This window comes from Amazonocrinis nigriterrae CENA67 (genome assembly GCF_016056305.1).
GTDB lineage: Bacteria > Cyanobacteriota > Cyanobacteriia > Cyanobacteriales > Nostocaceae > Amazonocrinis > Amazonocrinis nigriterrae.
The window spans coordinates 58966-63836 of the sequence record NZ_JAECZC010000035.1; the positions used below are offsets into that span (position 1 = coordinate 58966).

General features: G+C 43.2%; 4 protein-coding genes. 2 read left to right on the forward strand and 2 right to left on the reverse strand.

Annotated features, from left to right (window positions below; genetic code table 11):
• Positions 1–243, reverse strand: a 243-nt coding sequence (locus I8748_RS18310) for a triose-phosphate isomerase (protein WP_198126006.1), incomplete at its 3' end; no start/stop codon positions are given.
• Between the two features lie 236 nt (positions 244–479).
• On the opposite strand from I8748_RS18310, the gene I8748_RS18315 reads away from it, so the two are divergent.
• Positions 480–1961, forward strand: coding sequence for a GTP-binding protein (locus I8748_RS18315; protein WP_198126001.1), 1482 nt, complete (start codon positions 480–482; stop codon positions 1959–1961).
• A 278-nt stretch (positions 1962–2239) separates the two neighbouring features.
• On the opposite strand, the gene I8748_RS18320 is transcribed toward I8748_RS18315, so the two are convergent.
• Positions 2240–3892 carry a mechanosensitive ion channel gene (locus I8748_RS18320; protein WP_198126002.1) on the reverse strand — a complete coding sequence of 551 codons (1653 nt, stop codon included), beginning with the start codon at positions 3890–3892 and terminating at the stop codon, positions 2240–2242.
• Between the two features lie 433 nt (positions 3893–4325).
• Here I8748_RS18320 and I8748_RS18325 point away from each other — a divergent pair, with 433 nt between their 5' ends.
• On the forward strand, positions 4326–4778 hold the full coding sequence (locus tag I8748_RS18325; RefSeq protein ID WP_198126003.1) for an SRPBCC family protein: 453 nt from the start codon (positions 4326–4328) through the stop codon (positions 4776–4778).
• The last annotated feature ends 93 nt before the right edge of the window (positions 4779–4871 follow it).

Consider the following 4871-nt stretch of genomic DNA (forward strand, 5'->3'; position numbering starts at 1 on the left):
GCCAGAAATTTCACCTGTATAGGCTCCAAATTCTTCCCAATGAACATTCTGCGCCCCCAGTTGTACACGGCTACCATGCAAATTCCTCGACAAAACGCTGAGGTTCGTGAAAGGAGGACACAATAATACTTCTCGCTCTTCAGGCGTTTCCTGTAAGTGGGGCAGAAATCCACGTAAAAACTCTTCGGATTCTGCCTGGGTTTTGTACATTTTCCAGTTACCGGCAATAACGATTTTCCGCACAGGTGATTTAGTCAAGTTTCTAACGCTACTAGATGCATTTTTCAGTTTATGACTTTTTGTTAGTCATTAGTCATTTGTCATTAGTCATCAATCATTAGTTATTTTTTACCCCTCGCCCCTTATCCCCAGAGGATGCCTTGAGTTCCCGACTTTCCATCTCCCCAATCACCTGCTAAAAATAACTAGGATAGAAAATGGGGTCAACTCAAATCCCAAATCTCAAATTTCACATTGATATGACTTCGACATTGCCCTTGCCTGATCCTCATCACAGCGATTCAGCTAACACTGATGCCAATTCTCTCAATTGGGAGGAAGAACTCGATAGTGCCATTTTCAGTTTTGAAGACATTCAAAAAGAACTCAACTATAAACAAGCACAAACGGCACTGCGGAACTTAGTAGCCAATCTTGACCTCACGCCTCAAGAAAAAGACGGATTAGAAGCGGAAATTGCTGATTTGGAAACCATGCTGGGAAAATTAGACCGCATGGTGGTACAGATTGCTGCTTTTGGCATGGTGGGACGTGGCAAGTCTTCTCTGCTTAATGCTTTGGTTGGGGAAACGGTGTTTGAAACTGGGCCTTTGCATGGTGTCACCCGTGCTGCACAAAAAGTAAATTGGACTATTAGCGAAGAAGCCATTGGCCAAACTGAACGTGCTTTGCGGGTGACTCTCCCTGGTGTCGGTCAATCTCAGGTGGAATTAATTGACACTCCTGGGTTAGATGAAGTAGATGGTGATACTCGTGCAGCATTAGCTGAACAAGTGGCAAAACAGGCAGATTTAATTTTGTTTGTGATTGCTGGCGATATGACGAAAGTAGAACATGAAGCGCTTTCACAGTTGCGCCAAGCAGGTAAACCCATCATCCTGGTATTTAATAAAGTAGACCAATATCCAGAAGCAGACCGGATGGCAATATACCATAAAATCCGGGATGAACGAGTGCGGGAGTTACTCACGCCCTTAGAAATTGTCATGGCTGCGGCATCACCACTTGTGAAAACGGCGATTATTCGCCCCGATGGTACTAGGGGTGTGCAGTTGCGTACAGGTAATGCCAAAGTCGAGGAATTGAAGCTGAAAATCTTGGAGATTCTGCACCGGGAAGGCAAAGCTTTAGTTGCTCTTAATACTATGCTTTATGCTGATATCGTCAATCAGCAATTGCTAGAGCGCAAACTGATGATTCGGGAACAGAATGCCAATCAGTTGATTTGGAAGGCTGTGATGACCAAAGCAGTGGCGATCGCTCTCAATCCTGTCACTGTGGTAGATATACTTAGTAGTGTTGTAATTGATATTGTCCTAATTTTGGGTTTATCTAAACTCTATGGCATACCCATCAGCGAAACAGGCGCCCTACAATTATTGCAAAAAATCGCCCTGAGTATGGGTGGTATTGGTGCTAGTGAACTATTGGCAAACTTGGGTTTGAGTGGGTTAAAAACTTTACTTGGTCTTTCTGCGTCAGCTACGGCAGGTGCTACCTTCGGCCCCTATATATCGGTGGCTATGACTCAAGCAGGCGTAGCTGGTGTTTCTTCTTACGGTATTGGGCAAATTACTAAAGTTTATTTAGCCAATGGAGCAACTTGGGGGCCTGATGGGCCAAAAGCAGTTATCAGTCGAATTTTGGCAAGCCTTGATGAAACTTCAATTCTCAACCGTATTAAAGATGAATTGCAACTGAAAGTAAAATTCAAAAGATAAAATAACTGGAAATGCAATGCCTATTATTTTCAAGTGCATTTAACTTTAGTTATAGAAGATACGCAAGTCATACCAATCGTAATTTGTAATTAACGTGAGTTCGATGAACCTCTCCCCAACCCCTCTCCGACGCGGAGAGGGGCTTTAACATCTTGGATAAAGAAGGAAATAGAACTTACGCAGAAATCGCTGTTAAACACAAAATGCGAAGAAATTTGAGATTCGGCGTTAGTTCTATTTGAATTAAAGTGCTTCTCTTTTGCAAATAAAGGGTTGAGTTACCCTTTACTTTTAAAAGAGTTAAGCCATTCTTGGACTTGTTCTCGTGCAATATCGCGACCGCCTAGACCAAAAGCTAGGGCAATAGCAACGGCGATCGCACCTAGTAAAAGCCCAAAAGCTAAATTTACAATATCACTGGCAACTCCAATTTGTTGCAGTGCCATTGCCGAAACTAAGGCAATAATCGCAATCCGCGCTACCTGCCCCAAAATTCGTGCTTGGGGATTACCAGAACTGGTGATAATGTTGAAAGCTAGATTTGCTAAGAATAAACCAATAGCAAATACTATCAATCCCGCCAAAATCCGACCAAATATAATCAAAATACCAGACACCAAGGTTGTTAGGGCTGGAATATTGAGAATATTGACCGCTGCCACCGTTGCAAACAGTAAAATGCCTACTAAGACAACAATGCCAGCAATTTCTGATGGAGTGCGGGTTGGAGTTGGGTCTGCTGTTGGTTCTGTGGAAATTACAATTCGTTTGGTGGGTGTTGGCAGACCCAAAACAGAGAAGATGTTATTAAAGCCTAAACTTGTGAGGATACTAGTGACTAGATCCGCTACAAATCGTCCTAGGAAGTAAGCAATAATTAAAATTGCTGCGGCTGTGAAGATTGCAGGTAGGGCGTTGAGAATCTGCTGCAACATTGCGATCGCAGGCACTGAGATTGCCTCAATTTTTAATGCATTGAGGGCTGCGATCGCCACAGGAATCAAAATCAAAATATAGACAATTGTGCCTACAATACTCGATAAAGATTGTACTCCCGCTGATGGAGAAAGTCCAAACCTGCTGCCCAAATGGTCTAGACCAGTTGTTGCTAACAAATTGCTGACAATCCGCCGCACCACATTAGCCAGAAACCAACCAACTACTGCAATTAACGTCGCCGCCAGGATGTTTGGCAGAATTGAGAGAATCTGTGTAGTTAAGGCTTGTACTGGTTGTAGTGCTTGCCTTAGTCCTAAAGTGTCTAGAACTGGAACAAGAAAAAGTAAGAAGATGAACCAATACAGGGCATTGCCAATGGTCTCACTTAAAGACAACTGGTTAAGGCTGATTGTATCGTTTGAGGTTTCTTGATTCAAACGCTCATCTAGCTTTAAGGCTTGTAGCCCGCGTACCGTCACAATTTTGACAATGCTTGCTATTAACCAAGCGACGCCCAACAAAATTCCTGCACCGACTATCTTGGGCAAAAAGCCAATTAGTTGGTCAAGAAAATTATTCAGTGGGCGAGAGGCTACTTCCAGCCCCAAAGCTTGTAAGACAGCCACCACCGTCAATAAAATGATGCTCCAAAATACCAAGCTGGAGACTAATTTCTCCACTTGGGGAACATCTTGGCGTCCAGTTACGCCTGCGGCAATACGGTTATCTATGTTTGTGCGATTGAGGATTCCGCGCGTCACTGCTGCTGCGATCGCTGCAATTAACCAGCCAATTAACAAAATTGCTGCCGCCCCTAATAAACGGGGTGTGAACTCAATCAACTGTTGGACAATTCTTTGCACATCAGCAATTCCTTGGTCAACTTGTTGTTGATCTAGTGACAGGCTTGGCGATTGTGCCAAAAATTGCTGTACCCTCATCGACAAACCAATGTCTATCAACTGGGTTATTCCTTGCCAAGTTGTGTTCATGGTTTTCCGGAATTAAGCTTAGGTATTCACTCACAACACTTGAGATGCTTATAGGGTGGTTTGCTTTAAACAATCCTTTACCCTAGTAACTTCACTAGTGTTTTGAATATACATCTACCAGTAAAAGCTTATATGGAATTCATCGCAAGAGCCATTTTTTACTTTGTTAAGTAATTTCTCGTTTTACCAATGAGTACTTTTAAAAAATGAATTCTCAATATGTTTTTAGTATTTTTATATACATTTGTTGCGGTAATCTGTTGTTGATCACGGGAATTGGGCATTGGGAATTGGGAATTAGTCAATAGTCAGTTGTGAGAAGTTATTCTTCTTATCTGCCCATCTCCCCCATCTCCCTCATCTCCCTCATCTCCCCATCTCCATGCTCAATTTTGAGTTACTCTAAGTGCAGCAACAGCATGAAAGATGTAGAATGTCCCAAGCTTTTGAACAATCGATTCAAATCAATGCCACAGCTACGGTGGTAGAGCGCTGTATTACCGATTTAGCCCTCATGCATCGCTGGCTAAACCCCGTACTGCGTTGCGAACCTGTGGGTGATGCTTGGAGTACTGACATTGGTAGTCAAAGTAAATTTGTGATTCAAATTCCTGTTGTCAAACCCACCCTCAACAGCGTTGTCGTGGAACGGAAACCTGGTTTAGTAGTCTGGGAATTTCAGGGATTTTTCCAAGGACGCGATCGCTGGGAATGTCAACCAATAGAACAGGGAACCCGTCTACTGAACCGTTTTGAGTTCGATATTCCTAATCCCCTGGTGAGTTGGGGTTTCAATACCTTTGCTGCATCTTGGACTAAAGAAGATATGCAAGCTCAACTACGTCGCCTCAAACGAGTGGCAGAAGGACTACAAATTAGTCAATAGTCATTTGTCATTTGTCGTTGGTCATTTGTCATTAGTCAGTTGTCAGTAGTTATTCTCCCCATTGCCCCCCAACCCCAGAGGGGGCCCCAAAGC